This is a genomic window from Comamonas sp. F1-6 (genome assembly GCF_039581415.1).
GTDB lineage: Bacteria > Pseudomonadota > Gammaproteobacteria > Burkholderiales > Burkholderiaceae_C > Comamonas > Comamonas thiooxydans.
On record NZ_JBCPWN010000003.1, the window covers coordinates 279,715 to 298,330 of the forward strand.

Here is an 18,616-nt window from a genome sequence, read left to right on the forward strand (position 1 = left end):
AAGAGTGGGGAGAAAGGCTTGAGTAAAGCCTGGACCAGACCTGCTTTGTTGATCCGCAGGTCCGGCTGTTCTCATTGCCTGGACCAGGCGGGGCCTAGCTTTATCGGATATGAGCGATTTCATGGTTGCGACCGTCATCCTTGGCATGCTCTGCGTGCATCTGTTGTGTTTTTGCGTTCTGTTCATGCTGATCAGTCGCAGGCTGCCCGGCAGAAAAATGGGCATGGAGGTCTTTGCGCTGGGCAATCTGCTGCTTGGTTGTGCCTATATATTGCAGTTGTTGGGCGGCAAGCCTGGCTGGAGTGCGATGAGCCTCGTCAATCACACGCTGACGCTTTGCGCGCCGGTAGCGTATGTGCTGGGTGCGATGCGGTTTTTCAATCGGCCGACGCCGGTATGGCGTCCGCTGCTGATTTTGGCACTGGCCTACAGCGCGGCTCAGGTGCTGGTGCAGTCTACGCTTGGTCTGGAGGCGCGTCAGGCCATGTTGGCTGCGGCATGCACTTTGCTGTTTCTCTGCATGACGATCACTTTGCTTTGGGGAACGCGCAGCTTTGCCAGGAATATGGCCGTGGAGATGGTGGTGTTTGCCATCCTGATCGCGGGCATATGTGGTCTCAATGCCATGAAGCTCATGCTGATCCTAAAGGGTGGGTTACAGGCTTTGGACATGAACAGCCGTTTCCAGATGGTGTTCTATATCTATATGTCTTTCCTCGGTACGGTGATTCCGCCAGGCGCTGTCTGGCTGGCGTTGCGCCGTCTCACCGACGAACTCGGCAGCATGGCAGCGCAGGATCCGTTGACCAAGCTGCTCAATCGTCGTGGTTTGCTAGATGAGCTGGAGGCGCATTTCGCAGTCAGGAAAGCCGATCCTGTCCACCTTTTGATCGTGGACATTGACCATTTCAAGCGCATCAACGACAACTATGGGCACCAGTTTGGCGACAACGTGCTGCGTCGCGTGGCAGAAGCGATTCAGCAAAGCACGCGCAAGAGTGATCTGAAATGTCGTCTGGGTGGCGAGGAGTTTCTGGTTCTTTGCCCTGGCCTGAAGGGGGATGAAGTTCTGCAACTGGCCGAAAGAATACGTGCGGCGATTGCGGAAATCGCGATACCTGGCATCAGCCTGCACGGCTCTGTCACTTGCACGGCGACGATTGGTGTTTCCAATCCGTTCATCACTTCTCAGGCATTTGACATCACGCTGCAGCAGGCCGATGTCGCTCTTTATCGAGGCAAGAGCGCCGGGCGCAACCGCGTTCAGCGTGCGGACCCCGAATACCTTCTGCCTCAGGCGCTAGAAAGCAAGGCAAGAAGGTCAAGCCTTTCTAACCGGGAAAGGGCCTGAAGACGCTCAGGCTGCAATCACCGTTACGGCATAACCCTTGCCGCTTGCAATCACCTCCAGCAGTCGATCGATATTGGGGTGAGCGCCGGGGCGTGCCTTGGCGTCTTCGGTGTGCTCTGCAAACAGCAGCAGCCCCTCTTCGGCGGCGGCGACATTGATGCTGCCATGTTTTGCGTAGAGGGCGTTGTAGACCGTGACAGAGCCGGCCTTTCCAGGCGCATTCGGAATGCTTGCGGCAAGCTTGCCGTCGGAGTCGATCAGCTGTAGCTCGGCGACATGGGCGATGGAGGGAAGTTGCTTGAGGTTGTCGGCAAAGGCCATGGTGTGCTCGCGATGGTCGCTGTGATGGAAGCCGCTATTGTGAGGCAGTCTGACGGCGTGTTCAGCTGCAGGCGCTGTTTTGCTCCAGCACCCGCAGCGCCTGCTGCATCTGCGCAAGCGTTGGTGCATATTCGGGCAGCTCGGCAATTTCATCCATTTCGCGCTGCATCAGCTGCTGAACCTGTGCTGCAAGGTCCTGCCACTGTGCGGCGCTCATGAGGGCCTGCGCCGCCTGCAGCAAATCGGCTTCAGTCTCGTAGGACAGCGAAAGCTTGCGCACTACATTGAGGGCAAATGGCGGGCACAGCAAAATCTGAAACGCCGTAGAGCGCGCGAAGGCCCGATTGCTGTGGCCCTGCTTGCCGTGGCGCAGGGCCAGCCAGCTCAGGCAGGCCGTGCTCAGATAGATCAGCGCGAGTGCTATCAGCTGCAGCAGTTCGGAATGCAGCACCAGCAAGGCAGCGGGAAGACAGAGAAACAGCAGCGCAGCCAGCAGATACAGTGGCAGCGCAAATGCTTTGAAGCTGCGCGCATGTGCCTCCACTGCCTTTGAAAATGCCGCGTCACCGGGCAGATGAATCCGCGTGGAGCTCCAGCGCTGCCGGTAGACGGGCTGGTGTAGTGCAAAAACAGGCAGCCATAGCAGGCGGCTCTGACGCAGCTCGAAGCCCCGGCTGGCCAGCTGTGCCCGCCATCCCGAGCGTAGCGGGCGCAGCAAACCCTCTTCTGGCTTGAGCAGCAAGGCCGCGTCATAAAGATAGAACAGGACAATGGCCAGAACTACCTGCAGCTGCGTGGAGATCGTGAAGTACAAGACGGCTTTCGGGAAAAGACAAACCCCGCGATCTTAGCGATGCGCGGGGCGGGGTTACAGGGGTTGAGGCTGCGACCGATCGACTGTCTTATTCTGCGGCTTTCTTGCGGCCAAACAATTTGCCTATGCCTGCGAACAGCGCGACCGCTGCGGCTGCAATGATTTTCCAGCCTGCAGCCAGAAAGCCTGCAATCGCGCCCCACAGGCCTTTCTTTGTGGCCACTGCGGCAGCGCCGCCGAGCACTAGTGCACCCAGGCCGATGGCGGCAACCTTGTCACCGTTCTTGAACTCGGCATAGGTCTGGCCGCTGTTGTAGTCGAAGCCGGCGAGTACCTTCTTGAATTCGTCGGTGTTCTGGGCCAGTGTGGCGGTGTCGGAGACCAGGGTGGCAGTCATCACGCCGCTACGACCCAGAATGCGCGAGGTGTAGTTGACATTCTTCTCGCCCGACTCGCCGCGCAGACGTAGACCCCACTCCAGTCGCTTGGTGGCTGTGTCGTAATGTGGGGGAACCTGCCAGCCATCGGTGTAGAGCGCTTCAAGACCCAGCTTCTTGCGTTGCTCGTTGCCGGCCTTGTCGCCTGACTGCATGGATTTGAGCAAGTCGTCGGCATCGATCTTTTCGTCGTCCTTCACGTAGCCAGTGTCGTCATACGAAAACACGGCAAACCAGTCCAGCGATTTGGGTGCTATCAAAAAGTGATCGCTGCTGGGTGGGTTGCCAAATGCCTGCAACAGCTTGGATGTGTCGGCCTCGCCGAGAAAGGCATAGCCCGATGGAATCTTGACGCTGGCCTTGTCAGCGATTTCTCCCTTGCCGCTTTCCTGCCAGTGCAGGGCCTTGATTTCAGGCGGTAACTCCTGAGTGGCTTCGGTCTTGGCCCAGACGCCCAGAGAAAGTGACAGGCCGAGAACGGCGGCCGCGATGGACTTGAACATTCAATGAACTCCCGTGTTATGAATTTATTGAGGATTGCTATTGGTAATAGCGAACTTGATTTCACATACGCATTCGAATCATCAGTCGTTGATTCGCACGCGAAGCATAACGCGGCTCAAACTGAGCTGACAAAATTAGCAGGATCGATAGCTCAAAGCGTCAGTAATATCGGACAAAAAGCATGTTTTAAAGATTTTTCATGGGGATCGATCATATGCACAGTGCCATATCTTTCTTACAGGGACATGCCAATCTGGGCATGGGCAGCTGGCACCTTGGCCAGGGGCGGCGTAGCTGGGACGAGGAGAAAGCGGCCTTGCTCACCGGATTGCAAATCGGCTTGAGCGTGATCGACACCGCCGAGATGTATGGCGACGGCCTTTCCGAAGAACTGATTGGCGATGTGCTGCGTGACTGGCCGCCAAGTCGGTCCCGGCCTTTTCTGGTCAGCAAGGTGCTACCCATGCATGCCAGCCGCAAGGGAGTGGTGCGTGCGCTCGAGGCCAGCGCCCATAAGCTGGGAGTGGACTGTATCGACCTCTATCTGCTCCACTGGCGCGGAAATACGCCGCTGGCCGAGACGGTAGCCGCGTTTGAGGACCTGAAGACGCAGGGCAAGATTCGTCATTGGGGCGTTTCCAACTTCGACACTGACGATATGCAGGAGCTGTGGCAAGTTCCGGGCGGACGCAACTGCGTGGTCAATCAGGTGCTCTACAACGTTTTCAGCCGCGGCATCGAATATGACTTGCTGCCCTGGTGCCAGAAGAATGGCGTGACCGTGATGGCTTATTGCCCGCTAGGACATGGAGAGCTGATTGAGCACAGCCTGCTGGCTGAAATCGGTGATCGCCATGGTGTCAGTGCCAGTGTGGTGGCTCTGGCCTGGGCTCTGCGCAGCGGCAAAGTGCTAGCGATTCCCGAGAGCGGTTCCGAAGACCATATCCGAGACAACGCCCGTGCACTGCAGCTCAAGCTCGGCCCGGAGGAGCTTGCGCTGATCGACGCTGCCTCGCCCCCGCCGCGCTTCAAGCAGCCGCTGGACATTCTCTGAGCAAGAAGGGCCTGAGGCTTGGGCGAGGCGGTGTCATGAGCGACGGTCCGTGAGATCCTCGCTGCCCGTACCAGTGCTCAGACCTGAACCCAGTCCGGCGCCCAGCCCCAGGCCTCCCACTCCCATGCCTGTGCCTGTGCCTGTGCCCTGAGCGCCTGCGCCACTGCGACCGCCCGAACCCTGAGTTTCACCGGCCTTGCGATTTCCTCCGGCTCCCCCGGTATTCGGCCTTACCGGGCCCTGGGACGGTATCTGGAGATGCGAGGGAATGGGTTCAAGATCCAGAGCGTCGCGAATAAAGCCGCGCAGCGAGGTGACCAGCGCGGCGGTCTCGATAGGTCGACCGGCCACCATATCCCGGGCGGCACGGGCCGCCAGTTCCACCTGCTCCTCGGTACCCAGCAGGATGATGTCGGACAGCGCGGCTTCCACGGCATCCCGGATACGACGCCGGCGCTCGTTCAGGCTAGCTGCGGCTGGCGGTTGTGGCGGCGTCTCATTGTTTTGCCTCAGGTCGCGCAGATGCAGAGGGCTCACGCTCAGCGTGCCGGTGAACGAGCTGCCCAACGTTTTGTAGGCGGCGATCAAGGTCTTGAGTCGTTCGTTGATCTGCCGGTTCTCACGCTCGCGTCGTTTTTGCACGGTCTGCATGAACAACAGGCGAATGCCCATCATCAGGCAGGTCACCAGCAACAGGCCCAGCACAGTGGAGAGCAAGGAGGTCCAGGAGCTGAAATCAAGCGAAGAGCGCATGGAGTTCTTTCAAACGGAGTCGTCGGCCATGAAAGCGAGTTTGCACAATTTTTACGCGATCAGGGCGAGAGTGGCATGCTCCGGCAGCGCTTGCAGCAAAGCTTGTCAATCGGTCTCGCGTTTTGCCATATGCTAGATAGTTGACATATCACCTAGCTGAGAAAAAGAGACAACGTGGTGGAGCCTGTGACTAACCGGGGTCTGAACCCCTCATGGATCATCGTCGCAGCCGGCGTCAGTGCCTCGCTGCATGTGGGCAAGCTGCCGCCCGCCGTGCCCCTGCTGCAGCAGCAACTGGGCGTGTCCCTGGTGCAGGCCGGATTTCTTCTTTCCACCGTTCAGGTGGCGGGCATGGTGCTGGGCCTGGTGGTGGGCCTGGGCGCCGACAAATGGGGTCTGCGTCGCAGCTTGCTGATGGGGCTGTTATTGATGGCGCTGTCCAGCATGGTGGGCGCTGCGGCCACGGGCTTTGCCTGGTTGCTGGCGCTGCGCGCTCTGGAAGGTCTGGGATTCTTGCTGGTCGCCATGCCTGCTCCAGGGCTGATTCGTCGCAGCGTCAAGCCGTCAGAGCTGGGGGCGCGAATGGGCTGGTGGGGTTCCTATATGCCCATTGGCAGCGCCATGGGCTTGCTGCTTGGGCCTTGGGTGCTGCAGGCGACCAGTTGGCAGGCCTGGTGGCTTGCGCTGGGTTGTACCTCCGCCTTGGCTGCCTATGCCGTTTGGCGCATGGTGCCTGCGGATGCCACTGCAGCGGTAGCAGCCACTGCCGATGAAGGATGGCGTCCGCGTCTGGCGCTCACATTGCGCAGCCCCGGCCCCTGGCTGGTGTCGCTGGGCTTTATGGTGTATTCGGGTCAGTGGATGGGCATTGTCGGCTTTCTGCCCACGCTCTATTCTGAGGCCGGACTCAGTGCCAAGCTGGCCGGCCTGCTGACTGCCGTGGTCGCCGCCAGCAATATGCTGGGCAATGTGGCCGCAGGCAGGTTGTTGCATAGGGGCTGGAGTCCCGCGCGCTGCCTGCAGACCGGCTATGTGCTGATGGGGCTGACGGCGCTGCTGGCCTATGTGCAGATCGGCGGCGAGCCCTTGGCACCGCTGTGGCTGCGCTTCGTGGCCGTTGCACTGTTCTCAGCGACGGGCGGCCTGATACCGGCCACCTTGTTCACAACGGCCATGCATCTGGCGCCCAGCCAGGCCACGGTGTCAACCACCGTGGGTTTCATGCAGCAATGGTCTTGCGTTGGGCAGTTTGTGGGTCCGCCGCTGGTGGCGGCCGTGGCCATGCAGATGGGCGGTTGGCAGTTTACGTGGATGGTGACAGGCAGCATGTGCGTGCTGGGCTGGTTGCTGGCGCTGGGAGTGGGCCGTTGCTGGAGCAGCCTCAGGGCCTGAGATTTGGGAGTGATGCTCTGTATTCGTGAGCTTGCAGTTCTTGGTGGGAAAGTGCTGTAGCTCGATTTGGTGTGTTGTTTTGAGCTGGCGCAGAGGGCTCAATTGCCAGCCCAAGCATGATTCGAGTCTGAACTGCGGTTAGGCTGCAGTCTTGTGGAGGTTCATGATGCAAAAGCGCCAGTTTCTCGCCACCGCAGCTTCGCTGACGGCATTGTCATCAACGCCCTGGCTCGCGGGCTGTGCTTCGCGTCGTACCAAGACGGTGGTCAAGCCCGCCGAGCTGATCTATTACGGCGGCCCGATTCTCACCATGAACGACGCCCAGCCCCAGGTGGAAGCTGTGGCGGTGAATGCCGGAGTGATTGCTGCCATCGGCTCACTGCCGGAGCTGGAGGCCTTGCGCGGTCCGGCCACGCGCATGCTGGACTTGCAGGGGCGCACGCTGATTCCGGGCTTTGTGGATCCGCACAGCCATATCGGCGGCGTGGGACTGCAGGCCATTTCGGCCAATCTGCTGCCTCCGCCCGACGGCGGCAATGCCTCTATCGCCGACTTGCAGCAGACGCTGCGCGAGTACATCCAGACCTCGCCCGAGGTCAAACAACTAGGCATCGTGCTCGGTTTTGGCTATGACGATTCCCAGCTCCAGGAGCGGCGTCATCCCACACGCGACGACCTCGATGCCGTCTCCCGAGACCTGCCGATTGCCGTGATTCATCAGTCAGGGCATTTCGGCGCACTCAATTCCGCTGCCCTGGCCCGGGCCGGCATCGGCCCCGGCACCCCCAACCCCGAAGGCGGAGTGATTCGTCGCCGTGCGGGTAGCCCGGTGCCCAACGGGGTACTGGAGGAGAACGCCTTTTTCCACAGCCTGGGCCGGATCATGCCCAAACTCACTCTGGAGCAGTCCATGGACTGGCTGGAAAAAGCCCAGCAGCTCTATCTGGAGTTCGGCTACACCACGGTGCAGGACGGGCGCTCCGACGCAGGCGCGATCGCCTCGGCCATGGCGGCGGCCGAGTCGCGTAGGCTGGTCATCGACGTGGTGTCCTATCCCGACATACTGCAACTGGGCGATGGCGCGCTGGCCAACAAGCTCAAGTTCAGCCGCAACTATACCAATCGCTTCCGCATTGGCGGCGTCAAGCTCACGCTCGACGGCTCGCCTCAGGGCAAGACGGCCTGGCTGACCGAGCCCTATCTAGTGCCTCCCGATGGCCAGCAGCCCGGCTATCGAGGCTATGGGGTGCTCAGCGATGCCAGGGCCAATGAGCAGGTGGCCAGGGCCATCCACAACGGCTGGCAGATTCTGGTACATGGCAACGGCGACGCGGCGATCGACCAGTTCATCGCTGCCGTGCGTGCCAGCGGCTCCGTGGAGCAGGCGCTTGCCGTGCGCCCGGTGCTGATCCATGGACAGACGCTGCGGCGCGACCAGGTGAGCCAGCTCAAGGAGCTGGGCATTTTCCCGTCGCTGTTTCCCATGCATACCTTTTACTGGGGCGATTGGCACCATGATTCGGTGCTCGGCGATCCTCGCGCGCAGAACATCTCGCCGACAGGCTGGGTGCTGGCCGAGGGCATGGTGTTCACCTCTCACCACGATGCGCCTGTCGCTCTGCCGTCGTCGATGCGTGTGCTCGATGCCACAGTCAATCGAACCACGCGCTCGGGCCGCGTGCTGGGGCCCGAGCATCGCGTCTCGCCCTGGGTGGCGCTCAAGGCGCAGACCATTTGGTCGGCCTACCAGCATTTCGAGGAAGACCGAAAGGGCTCCATCGAGGTCGGCAAGCTGGCCGATCTGGTCGTGCTTTCGGGCAACCCGCTGACTGTGGAGCCTCATCAGCTTGCCAGCCTCCAGGTGCTGGAGACCATCAAGGAAGGGCGCACGGTTTACAAGCGCGATGGGGCAAACTTCTGATTTGAGAGCCACTTGCGATTGATAGGTATGCGTTTGGGTGAATGTTTTTCACGCATCGCGCGAGCCGATAAGGGCGCGCAACGCACGCTCCAGTTGCCGGGCGTTCTCATGCACCAGCAGCCATTCGGGCTGCAGTACTTCCGTTGGTGCAGGTGATGCAGGGCAGCTGTCCATGGTCGCAAGTGGATCATCGGCCCTGAGTGCGACCACGGTTGGCTGGTTGGCCAGATCCAGACAGGCATGCGTCAGCCAGCGACAGTATTCCGCTATTGCCGCAGGCGGTGGCATCCCGGTGTGGGCGGTGGCACGATTCAGACTTTCGGCCAGCAGCAGAGCCGTGGCATAGACGCGCACGGCGTGTCGGTCATAGCGACGGGTGACAAAAGCCAGTCGCTCTGCATTGAGCCGTCCGCGCAGGGTCCAGCGGCGCGAGGAATGGGCCTGGCCTACGGCGGCGCGCAGGGCGGCCAGCGATTCATGGGCCAGTGATAGCTGGCCGAGAGCAGTTTCGGCTGCATCGGCTTTTTGCTGCTGGCAGGCCCCGAGGATCAGATCCAGACCGTTGGCAAGCTGTTTGAGAAAGATCGAGGCGGCCCGGCCCATATCCTTGATGGGGTTGGAGGTCAGCAGCACCTGGCTGAAGATAAGCCCGACCGCAGCGCCGACAGTGACGTCCAGCAGACGGGCTCCGCCCGCCATGCTGGGGCCGAGCACCAGCACCAGAATCACCGAGACCCCTGCTTGAATCGGCACCACGGGCGCGGGGCCGATGATGGCACCGAGCAGGATGGAGAGAAATGCGCCCAGACTCATGCGCAGCAACAGATGCTGCTCGGGCAACTGCCACAGCAGATCGCCGATCACGATGCCCAGTGTGCAGCCTATGAGCAGACTGCGCGCCTGTTTCAGATGGCTGGGCAGTCCAGGGGCGAGGCAGATCACGGCGGTGACCACGGCGAAGGCGGGCTTGGGGTGGCCCCAAAGCTGCTGGGCGATGACCCAGGCCAGCATGCTGGCCAGTGCGGCGGCAATCGCATCACGCAGGGCCAGCCTGGCTCGCGATGGAAAAGTGGTCTTGGCACGGCGCCAGGCCAGCATGAACGGGGTGCTCCAGCGCAATCTCAAACTCCTTGGCATGGCCGTCAATCAGACTCTGATTCAAGGATGTTAGAGGGCGTAGCGAGATTGTCCTGTGGGAAATACGCCACGTCACCCGGAAATGCAGCTCGGCGGATCAGTCTGCCGAGTCGTCGTAGTGGGGCGGGGTCTTGCGAAAGCCACTGGTGATGATGGCCAGATAGGCAAGGCCGATGCTGCCCCAGATGAGGCCCGAGCTCAGCGAGCTGGGCTCCACCTCCAGCCACATGGCGCCTACGCTCATGAAGCCCAGCACCGGGGTGACAAGATAGCGCAGCAGGTCGCCCGGGCTGTGCCAGCGGCCCTGGCGCCACATATATTCGGCCAGCACCGACAGATTGACAAAACTGAAAGCCGTCAGCGCGCCGAAGCTGATCAGGGCGACCACATATTCCAGACTCAGAAAGCCAGCGGTCAGCGCCACCGCGCCCACCAGCAGAATGTTGTAGGAAGGCGTGAAGGACCTGGAGCTGATGTGGCCGAAGAAGCGCTGGTGGATCACGCCGTCGCGGCCCATCACATACATCAGGCGCGATACTCCAGCGTGAGCCGCGATGCCCGAGGCCATGACGGTGACGATGGCAAAGGACAGCACCACTGACTTGAACAGCGCACCGCCCACCAGATAGAGTATCTCGGGCTGGGTTTCGTCCACGGCCTCGAAGTACTGACCGGGGTCGCCAGGGAAATAGAGCTGCAGGAAATACGTGGCCACGATGAAGATCAGGCCGGAAATCAGCGCCGTCAGAAAAATGGCCTTGGGCAGGGTGTTTCGGGTGTCGTGAGTTTCTTCGGCCAGTGAGCTCAGCGAGTCGAACCCCGTGAACGAAAAGCAAAGAACGGTGGCTCCCGTAATCAGTGCACCGATCTCGGCCTGGGCGCTCCACAAGGGCGACAGCGTCCACAGGCCCAAGCCGCCATGCCCGGCAATCGCACCCAGGGCATTGCGGCCCGCATGCAGATCGCGCCAGACCATGCAGGTGAAGACGCCGATGACGAGCAGCTGGAAGAAGACGATCAAGCCATTGAAATGGGCGACGAAGCGAATACCGCGCAGGTTCACGCAAACCATCAGCGCGGTCAGGCCGACGATCCAGACCCAGTGGTTGACCTCGGGGAACATGGATGTCAGATAGATCTTGGCCAGCAGGATATTGACCATGGGCGAGAGCAGATAGTCCAGCAACGACGACCAGCCCACCATGAAGCCCACGTTGGGGTGAATGGCCTTTTGCGCATAGGTATAAGCCGAGCCCGAGGAGGGGTAGCGCCGGATCATGTGGCCGTAGCTCAGCGAGGTCAGCAGCACGGCCAGCAAGGCAACAAAGTAGGAGGTGGGCACATGCTGCATCGAATCTCGCGAGACCATGCCGAAAGTGTCCAGCAATGTCATCGGCTGGATATAGGCCAGGCCGATGATGACCACATGCCATAGCAGCAGAGTCTTTTGCAGGCCGGCAGGAGCAGGGGGCGAGGCCGCCTGGGCTGGGTGATCGGTCAGTGCAGTCATCTTCTACAAGAACAAGAGAGCCGGCACAAAACCTGTGCCGGCCTGCGCGTGGCAAGGCAGCGGGCGACGAGTCCCCGGCTGGCAGCCACCGTGTTGTCAATGGTTTGGGCACACCCCGAAGCAGGGCGCCGTTCTTGGGTTCCGCTGAACCTCGGGTCGGGCAGCAGCGAAAAGCCGGCATTATCGGCTTTTGTTACTGTCGAGGTTGCTTATGATGAAAATCTCATTAAATTCAAGGCGGTATCAGCACAGCTTGCTATGACTGGAAGAGCATGCACATGCTCAGCCTCAACTCCCTTGCAGCAGAGACTGAATGCATTGCCATTCGGCTTCGGTCACCGGGGTAATGGAGAGACGATTACCTTTTTGCAGCACGCGCATCTGCGCCAGTTGAGGTTGCTCGCGCAGCTCTGGCATCAGCAGGGGGCGGATCTTTTTCAAGGCCTGCACATCCAGCATAAGCCAGCGCGGTTTGTCGGTCTGGGACTTGGGATCGTAATAGGGGTCTGCAGGGTCGAACTGTGAAGGGTCCACACGCAGATTGCCGGCAATGCGGGCAATGCCGTAAATCCCGGGTTCGGCGCAACTGGAATGCCAGTACAGCACACCGTCACCCACCTGCATATCGTCACGCATGAAATTGCGTGCCTGGTAATTGCGCACGCCATTCCAGGCAATGGTCTGCTCGGGGGACGCCAGAACATGGTCGATGGAGTACTCGTCAGGCTCGTTCTTCATGAGCCAGTAACGATGGGCTTGGAGGCTGCTGTCGTTCATGGGTGCATTGTCGGTGAGGAGGTTGCTGTCTCAGTCATCACGGTCTCGCTGCCAGGGACCGCGATCCTGCTGCCAATTGCGCACCAGATCGCTATTGCGTTGCAGCAGATTTCGGGTGTCCAGCCAGCGGCCCGGAATGTCCAGCTCGGCTTCTTCCACCACCCGCATACAGTCCTGAATATGGCGCTCGCCCAGATAGCGCAGAGTCGCGTAGCCTATGGATGCAGCTGCGAGCTGGCCCAGTAGCGGCACATATCTGGCGGCCTGCTTGGTGCTCATGCGCAAACCCATTGCTTTGCCGAGGCGCAGCACCATGTCGCGGGTGATGAACTTGCCGATCAGCACGGAGCCAACCATGGCGATGGCTTTCTGGACTTGCTCGCGCTTTCCTGGCGTGAGTTGGTCGAGTTGCTCTGGCGTCAACCCGAACTCCTGGTTGATGCGCGGATAGAGTTGTGCGAGCAGGGCGGCATCAGCAGCCCAGTCCAGACCGGGTATGGGAATGGCACTGGCGGCAGCGCTGACGAGTGCCCGTCTTCTCAGTAGTTTGCGGGCCCGTTCAGCGGCTTGGGCAATGTCTTTGCGCTCCGCTCTGGTCGCACTAAGGTTTCTGAAGCTCGGGTCTTTTTTCCACATATTCGATAAGGAGATGACGGAAATAGAAAAAGGGGCTTGTCGGCCCCTTTTGGTCGGAATTCAGATTCAGTTGGCCTTACCGCGCACCATGCCATAAATAAACAAAAGAATCACGGCCCCAATGACCGATGCGATCCAGCCTGCGGTTTGCCCGGGCTGGTACCAGCCCATGGCCGAGCCCAGATAGGTAGCTACAAACGAGCCGACGATACCGAGAAGAATCGTCATGATCCAGCCCATGCTGTCATTGCCGGGCTTGATGGCCCGTGCAATCAAACCGACGATAAGACCGATGATGATGGTTCCGATGATGGACATATTCTGTTCCCTGTTGGTGCTTTGACGAAAGTGACTCTACGCGGCCCGGCAGATCGACTCTGTCGGACGATTCTGAATGTCGGCGCGAGCGTGGTTCTTGCATGAAAACATGCGGCGGCATGGGCTACATCGAGGCCCGAGGAAAAAAACAAAACGCCTGCAGAAAGCAGGCGTTTTGGGCAAGCTCTGATTCAGAATCAAGGCTGCAATGGACCCAGGGCGCTATATGCTGCAGCCGTGGTTGCCGAAGCGTCAGCACCTTCGACGCGGCGGGCGCCGTCAAAGCGGCGAGCCCAGTAGGAGGTCTGCATGCTTTCCACACGTACGCTGGCACCGGTGCGCGGTGCGTGGATGAATTTGCCATCACCCACGTAGATGCCCACATGGCTGAATGTGCGGCGCATGGTGTTGAAGAACACCAGATCACCGGGCTTGAGGTCGCTGCGGTCAATTTGCTGAGTGGCATTGGCCTGTTCGGCAGAGACGCGAGGCAGAACCTTGCCCATGGTCTGGGAGTAGATGGCCCGCACAAAACCGCTGCAGTCGAAGCCGGTTTCTGCATTGGTGCCGCCCAGGCGATAGGGAACGCCAAGGAAGCCCATGGCCGTCACCACCAGATCGGAGGTTTTTTCGGCCACGTTCTGACGTGCTTCGCGCACGAAATCAGTCGTCTTCTCGGCCACGGAGTGTCGAGCTTCACGCAACTGGGTGATGAGGCCGCGGTTGACCAGCAACTGGGCCATGTCGTCGTCACGCTGCTCGCTAGGCGCTGCGTGCGCTGAGGTAACGCCGACAAATAGAAGTGCAATAAGCCATCGGGACATGGGGCGTGAGGGTAACACGTTCATTGGTAGGATGGGGGCTCTATTTCCAATTTTTTCTCTTGGTTTTTGATGCAGCACAGCAAGTGAGCTGCGGGCATAAGCTTATTGCGTGAGCTGCTCTCAAATTTGCAGCGTATTGCAGTAAGTGATTTCCCCATTCTGGTGAATGCGGGTCGGGAATGCACCAATTCATGGTATTGACATGCGAGAGGCGTTGCATTGACGGACTTTCTACCCCGGCATGCGCTTGCAGCGACAATAGCGCCATCGATTGCAGCCGATGCGACACGCTTCCTCAGCGTGCCGCGCGCCTGTCCTGCGCAAGCGCTGCGCTTTTTAGCAGTGGCTTGACACGGTTTTAAGAAAGATTTGCCATGTTGTTAGAAGCTTCCGAGTCGCAACTGGTTCTGGTGGACTACCAGGACAAGCTGATGCCTGTCATTCACGAAGGCGCGCAAGTGCTGGCCAATGCCGTCAAGCTGGCCAAGATGGCGCAGCTGCTGGATGTGCCTGTCTGGGGAACTGAGCAGAACCCCTCGCGCCTTGGCGCCAACAATGCGGAGCTGAAGGCGCTGTGCCAGAAGACGATGGAGAAAATGTATTTCAGCGCCGTGCCTGAGGGGCTGGGTGAATGGCTGCGTCCTCCCGCCAAGCCGCAGGGCGGCAATGCGCGCAGCCTGCCCAAGCATCTGCAAAAGCCCCAGCAGCAGGCGCCCGAGCGCAATATGGTGGTGATTGCCGGCTGCGAAACCCATGTCTGTCTGTTGCAGACGGCGCTGGAGCTGCTGGAAGACGAGTTCGATGTGTGGGTGGTGACGGATGCTTGCGGCTCGCGCACCGAGCGTAACCGGGATGCAGCGTTTGACCGTCTGGCAGGTGCCGGCGCCGAGCTGGTAACCACCGAAATGGTGATGTTCGAGTGGCTGCGCACCTGCGAAGACCCTGCCTTCAAGGAGATGCTGGCTCTGGTCAAGTAATCGCTTGCAGCTATTCAGGAAATAAGCGCCTTCTGGGCGCTTTTTCTTTTGGCTGCGCGCTGATCGCCACATTTCCATTCAGTGGCGCTCAGATCCCAGGAATCGCTGTCTGGCTTGCAGATGGTCTCCATGGGGTGTCCACCGAGGAGTCAGGAGCACTATGTCATACCCCATGGCACGGCGGACACGAATTCCTAGAAGATGGTTTCAAGGAGGACCCAGGAACTGAACGTGCTTGGGCCGGTGCTCTGATGCGGCGTTGATGCGATAGTCAAGTGCTGTCAGTTTTTGGCAAGCGCGTTATGAATAATTATGAATTCAGAAAACTCTCTGCAAAAGACGGAGAGTCAAGGAGACATATTCATGACCACGCGTTTCGAAGATTTTTATCAGCGTTCCATTCATGACCGCGACGGCTTCTGGGCGGAGCAGGCCGGCCTGATCGATTGGCAGCAGAAGCCGCAGCAGATTTGTGACTACAGCAACCCGCCATTCGCCAAATGGTTTGTGGGCGGCACCACCAATCTTTGCCATAACGCCATTGACCGCCATCTGGCAGAGCGCGGCGATCAGAACGCGTTGATCGCCATTTCCACCGAAACCCAGACCGAGAAGGTCTATAGCTATCGCGAGCTGCATGCGGAGGTCAATCGCATGGCCGCCGTGTTGCAGTCGCTGGGTGTGCAAAAAGGCGACCGCGTGCAGATCTATATGCCCATGGTTGCCGAGGCCTGCTTTGCCATGCTGGCCTGCGTGCGTCTGGGCGCCATTCACTCCGTGGTGTTCGGTGGCTTTGCCTCTGGCGCACTGGCGTCGCGCATCGATGATGCCGAACCCAAGGTCATCATCAGCGCCGATGCGGGCTCGCGTGGCGGCCGTGTCGTGGCTTACAAGCCTTTGCTGGATGAAGCGCTCAGGCAATCCAGCCACCAGCCCGCTGCCGTGCTGATGGTCAACCGCGGGCTGGCTGAAATGCCCATGAAGGCAGGTCGCGACCATGACTGGTCGGCCTTGCGCGCCCGGCACATGAATGCACAGGTGGATTGCGTCTGGGTGGAGTCAACCCATCCCAGCTACACCCTCTATACCAGCGGCACCACAGGCAAGCCCAAGGGCGTGCAGCGCGATACGGGCGGCTATACCGTGGCGCTGGCGGCCAGCATGCCGCATATCTTCGATGCCCAGGCCGGACAGACCTTCTTTTGCACCAGCGACATCGGCTGGGTCGTGGGTCATAGCTACATCATCTATGCGCCGTTGATTGCGGGCATGGCCACGGTGATGTACGAAGGCCTGCCGGTCAACCCAGATGCGGGCATCTGGTGGAGCATTGTCGAAAAATACAAGGTCACGCACATGTTCTCGGCGCCGACGGCGATTCGCGTGCTCAAAAAGCATGATGCTGATTACCTCAAGCGCTACGACATCTCAAGCCTCAAGGCCCTGTGGCTGGCCGGCGAGCCGCTTGACGAGCCCACGGCGACCTGGATCAGCCAGGCCATCAACAAGCCCATCATCGACAACTACTGGCAGACCGAGACCGGCTGGCCCATCATGACGCTGTGCAACGGCGTGCAAAAGCAGGCCACGCGTTTTGGCAGTCCGGGCCGGGCTGTCTATGGCTACAACGTCAAGCTCATCGATGACGCCAGCGGCGAGGAGCTGACCCAGGCGAATCAGAAGGGCGTGCTGGCGATTGAAGGTCCGCTGCCGCCCGGTTGCATGCAGACGGTCTGGCGTGACGACAACCGCTTTGTCAACACTTACTGGAAGAGCATTCCGGGTCGGCTGATCTACAGCACCTTCGACTGGGGCATTCGCGACGAGGACGGCTACTACTTCATCCTCGGCCGTACCGACGATGTGATCAATGTGGCGGGCCATCGCCTGGGCACGCGCGAGATCGAGGAGAGCATCTCTGCCCATGCCCAGATTGCCGAAGTGGCCGTGGTTGGCGTTGCCGACAATCTCAAGGGCCAGGCTGCGCTGGCCTTTGCCGTGGTGCGCGATGCGGCCTTGGTGGCAGATGAGGTGTCCAGCAAGGCCCTGGAGGCCGATGTGATGAAGCTGGTCGACTCGCGTCTGGGTGCGGTTGCGCGTCCGTCTCGCGTGATTTTCGTCACGGCTCTGCCCAAGACGCGCAGCGGCAAGCTGCTGCGCCGGGCCCTGCAGGCCGTGGCCGAAGGTCGTGACCCTGGTGATCTGAGCACCATGGAAGATCCTGCGGCCCTGGCTCAGGTCCAGCAACGCTTGTAACTTCAGCAAGCCGGAGCCTGTGGTGATGGCTCTCCAAATCACCACAGTCCAGGCAAGGGCCGCCCCGCAGCAAAGTCCGTCGTCCCCTCAGGGAAGACTCGAAGCGACTCAGGGGACATTTGAATACAAGGCCTGCGATCATCAAGGCGCAGGCCTTGCTGTTTGCAGCCTAAAATCGCCCGTTCGCGCGCGCAGTCCGCTGCCTGGCGCTATGGAATTGAAAAACTTCGAGAAAGAGCTGTTGTGCAAATTGCATCCTCCATCTTCAAGGCCTATGACATTCGCGGCATCGTGCCGTCGACACTGACTGAAGAAGTCGCCCGTGGCATAGGCCGCGCATTCGGTATGGCAGCGCTGGTAGCCGGCGAAAAAACCGTAGCGGTGGGCCGTGATGGACGTCTTTCGGGTCCCGCGCTGTCGGAGGCATTGATGCAGGGCCTGACCGATGTGGGCGTGAATGTGATCGACATCGGCCTGGCCACCACGCCCATGCTGTACTTTGCGGCCGCGACCTTGTGCACCAGCGGCATTCAGGTGACGGGCAGCCACAATCCCAAGGATTACAACGGCTTTAAGATGGTGCTGGCAGGCCGCGCCATTTATGGCGAGGAAATCCAGGCCTTGCGCGTGCGCATGGAAGCCGAGGACTGGACGATTACCGGTGCCGGACAGATCAGCCGTGCCGATGTGCTGGCCGATTACACCGCCCGCATCGTGGGCGACGTGAAGCTGGCGCGGCCCATGAAGATTGTGGTGGACTGCGGCAACGGCGTGGCCGGTGCGTCGGCGCCCGCCATCTTCCGCCAGCTGGGCTGCGAGGTGATCGAGCTGTTCTCTGAAGTCGACGGCAACTTCCCCAATCATCATCCCGACCCAAGCAAGCCAGAGAACCTGCGCGATGTGATCCAGGCCCTGCAGACAAGCGATGCCGAGCTGGGTCTGGCCTTTGACGGTGACGGCGACCGCCTGGGCATTGTGACCAAGGACGGCCAGAACATCTTCCCCGACCGTCAGATGATGCTGTTCGCCAAGGATGTGCTTTCGCGTGTGCCCGGCGGCTCCATCGTGTTCGACGTCAAGTGCACCCAGCGTCTGGCCCCCGAGATCGAGGCTGCAGGCGGCAAGGCCGTGATGTACAAGACCGGCCATTCGCTGGTCAAGGCTCGCATGAAGGAGCTGGGCGCGCCGCTGGGCGGCGAGATGAGCGGCCATATCTTCTTCAAGGAGCGCTGGTACGGCTTTGACGATGGCACCTATGCCGGCTGCCGTCTGCTCGAAATCGTCAGCCGCGAAACCGACTCCAGCGCAGTGCTCAACGCATTGCCCACCAGCTTCTCCACGCCCGAACTCAATGTGGCCTGTGCCGAAGGCGAGCCCCATCGTCTGGCGGCCGAGCTGCAGGCGCTCGCTGCCACGGAGTTTGCCGAACCTGCCCGGGTCAGCACCATTGACGGCCTGCGCGTGGACTGGGCCGACGGCTTCGGCCTGATCCGCGCCAGCAACACCACGCCGGTGCTGGTGCTGCGCTTTGAAGGCCATACACAGCAAGCCTTGCAGCGCATAGAAGCGCAGATGCTGGCCTTGCTCAAGCGCGTCAAGCCCGACGCCCAGGTGGGCGCTTCTGCGCACTGATA

17 protein-coding genes are annotated in these 18,616 nt (G+C 60.3%); 7 read left to right on the forward strand and 10 right to left on the reverse strand.

Annotated features, from left to right (window positions below):
• The first annotated feature begins 121 nt into the window (after positions 1-121).
• Positions 122-1,351: a GGDEF domain-containing protein gene (locus AAIL66_RS05085; RefSeq protein ID WP_343496156.1), complete on the forward strand. Its 1,230-nt coding sequence runs from the start codon at positions 122-124 to the stop codon at positions 1,349-1,351.
• Positions 1,352-1,357: 6 nt separating this feature from the next.
• Here the strand turns inward: AAIL66_RS05085 and AAIL66_RS05090 are convergent, their stop codons facing one another.
• From AAIL66_RS05090 to AAIL66_RS05100, 3 genes are all read right to left on the reverse strand, one after another.
• The gene (locus AAIL66_RS05090; RefSeq protein WP_063661164.1) at positions 1,358-1,672 is read right to left on the reverse strand and encodes a DUF2322 family protein; all 315 of its coding nucleotides are present in this window, start codon (positions 1,670-1,672) and stop codon (positions 1,358-1,360) included.
• Positions 1,673-1,733: 61 nt separating this feature from the next.
• Positions 1,734-2,486: a hypothetical protein gene (locus AAIL66_RS05095; RefSeq protein ID WP_343496157.1), complete on the reverse strand. Its 753-nt coding sequence runs from the start codon at positions 2,484-2,486 to the stop codon at positions 1,734-1,736.
• An 88-nt stretch (positions 2,487-2,574) separates the two neighbouring features.
• A complete protein-coding gene (locus tag AAIL66_RS05100; protein ID WP_034384136.1) occupies positions 2,575-3,426 on the reverse strand; it encodes a DUF2167 domain-containing protein in 852 nt (283 codons plus the stop codon).
• Between the two features lie 200 nt (positions 3,427-3,626).
• On the opposite strand from AAIL66_RS05100, the gene AAIL66_RS05105 reads away from it, so the two are divergent.
• Positions 3,627-4,481 carry an aldo/keto reductase gene (locus AAIL66_RS05105; RefSeq protein ID WP_343496158.1) on the forward strand — a complete coding sequence of 285 codons (855 nt, stop codon included), beginning with the start codon at positions 3,627-3,629 and terminating at the stop codon, positions 4,479-4,481.
• A gap of 33 nt (positions 4,482-4,514) precedes the next feature.
• On the opposite strand, the gene AAIL66_RS05110 is transcribed toward AAIL66_RS05105, so the two are convergent.
• Positions 4,515-5,234 carry a hypothetical protein gene (locus tag AAIL66_RS05110; protein ID WP_343496159.1) on the reverse strand — a complete coding sequence of 240 codons (720 nt, stop codon included), beginning with the start codon at positions 5,232-5,234 and terminating at the stop codon, positions 4,515-4,517.
• 177 nt (positions 5,235-5,411) lie between these two features.
• On the opposite strand from AAIL66_RS05110, the gene AAIL66_RS05115 reads away from it, so the two are divergent.
• Positions 5,412-6,626, forward strand: a complete 1,215-nt coding sequence (locus AAIL66_RS05115; protein WP_034356009.1) for an MFS transporter — start codon at positions 5,412-5,414, stop codon at positions 6,624-6,626.
• 166 nt (positions 6,627-6,792) lie between these two features.
• Entirely contained in the window at positions 6,793-8,547 is a 1,755-nt protein-coding gene (locus tag AAIL66_RS05120) for an amidohydrolase (protein ID WP_343496185.1), read from the forward strand.
• Positions 8,548-8,595: 48 nt separating this feature from the next.
• On the opposite strand, the gene AAIL66_RS05125 is transcribed toward AAIL66_RS05120, so the two are convergent.
• The 6 genes from AAIL66_RS05125 to AAIL66_RS05150 form a co-directional block, all read right to left on the reverse strand.
• On the reverse strand, positions 8,596-9,666 hold the full coding sequence (locus AAIL66_RS05125) for an FUSC family protein (protein ID WP_224650997.1): 1,071 nt from the start codon (positions 9,664-9,666) through the stop codon (positions 8,596-8,598).
• A 115-nt stretch (positions 9,667-9,781) separates the two neighbouring features.
• Positions 9,782-11,194: an APC family permease gene (locus AAIL66_RS05130; RefSeq protein ID WP_343496160.1), complete on the reverse strand. Its 1,413-nt coding sequence runs from the start codon at positions 11,192-11,194 to the stop codon at positions 9,782-9,784.
• Between the two features lie 288 nt (positions 11,195-11,482).
• Positions 11,483-11,971: an EVE domain-containing protein gene (locus AAIL66_RS05135; protein WP_343496161.1), complete on the reverse strand. Its 489-nt coding sequence runs from the start codon at positions 11,969-11,971 to the stop codon at positions 11,483-11,485.
• 30 nt (positions 11,972-12,001) lie between these two features.
• Complete coding sequence (locus AAIL66_RS05140) at positions 12,002-12,607, reverse strand: hypothetical protein (RefSeq protein ID WP_034362540.1); 606 nt, start codon at positions 12,605-12,607, stop codon at positions 12,002-12,004.
• A 66-nt stretch (positions 12,608-12,673) separates the two neighbouring features.
• Entirely contained in the window at positions 12,674-12,925 is a 252-nt protein-coding gene (locus tag AAIL66_RS05145; RefSeq protein ID WP_034355925.1) for a GlsB/YeaQ/YmgE family stress response membrane protein, read from the reverse strand.
• Positions 12,926-13,122: 197 nt separating this feature from the next.
• Positions 13,123-13,749 (reverse strand): C40 family peptidase, encoded by a 627-nt coding sequence (locus tag AAIL66_RS05150; RefSeq protein ID WP_034349623.1) that lies wholly within the window; start codon positions 13,747-13,749, stop codon positions 13,123-13,125.
• Between the two features lie 374 nt (positions 13,750-14,123).
• On the opposite strand from AAIL66_RS05150, the gene AAIL66_RS05155 reads away from it, so the two are divergent.
• The 3 genes from AAIL66_RS05155 to AAIL66_RS05165 all read left to right on the forward strand — a co-directional run bounded on the left by AAIL66_RS05155 (position 14,124) and on the right by AAIL66_RS05165 (position 18,614).
• Positions 14,124-14,726 carry an isochorismatase family protein gene (locus tag AAIL66_RS05155; protein WP_034355927.1) on the forward strand — a complete coding sequence of 201 codons (603 nt, stop codon included), beginning with the start codon at positions 14,124-14,126 and terminating at the stop codon, positions 14,724-14,726.
• Positions 14,727-15,089: 363 nt separating this feature from the next.
• Complete coding sequence (locus tag AAIL66_RS05160) at positions 15,090-16,982, forward strand: propionate--CoA ligase (RefSeq protein ID WP_039051064.1); 1,893 nt, start codon at positions 15,090-15,092, stop codon at positions 16,980-16,982.
• Between the two features lie 243 nt (positions 16,983-17,225).
• Positions 17,226-18,614 carry a phosphomannomutase/phosphoglucomutase gene (locus tag AAIL66_RS05165; RefSeq protein ID WP_343496162.1) on the forward strand — a complete coding sequence of 463 codons (1,389 nt, stop codon included), beginning with the start codon at positions 17,226-17,228 and terminating at the stop codon, positions 18,612-18,614.
• The last annotated feature ends 2 nt before the right edge of the window (positions 18,615-18,616 follow it).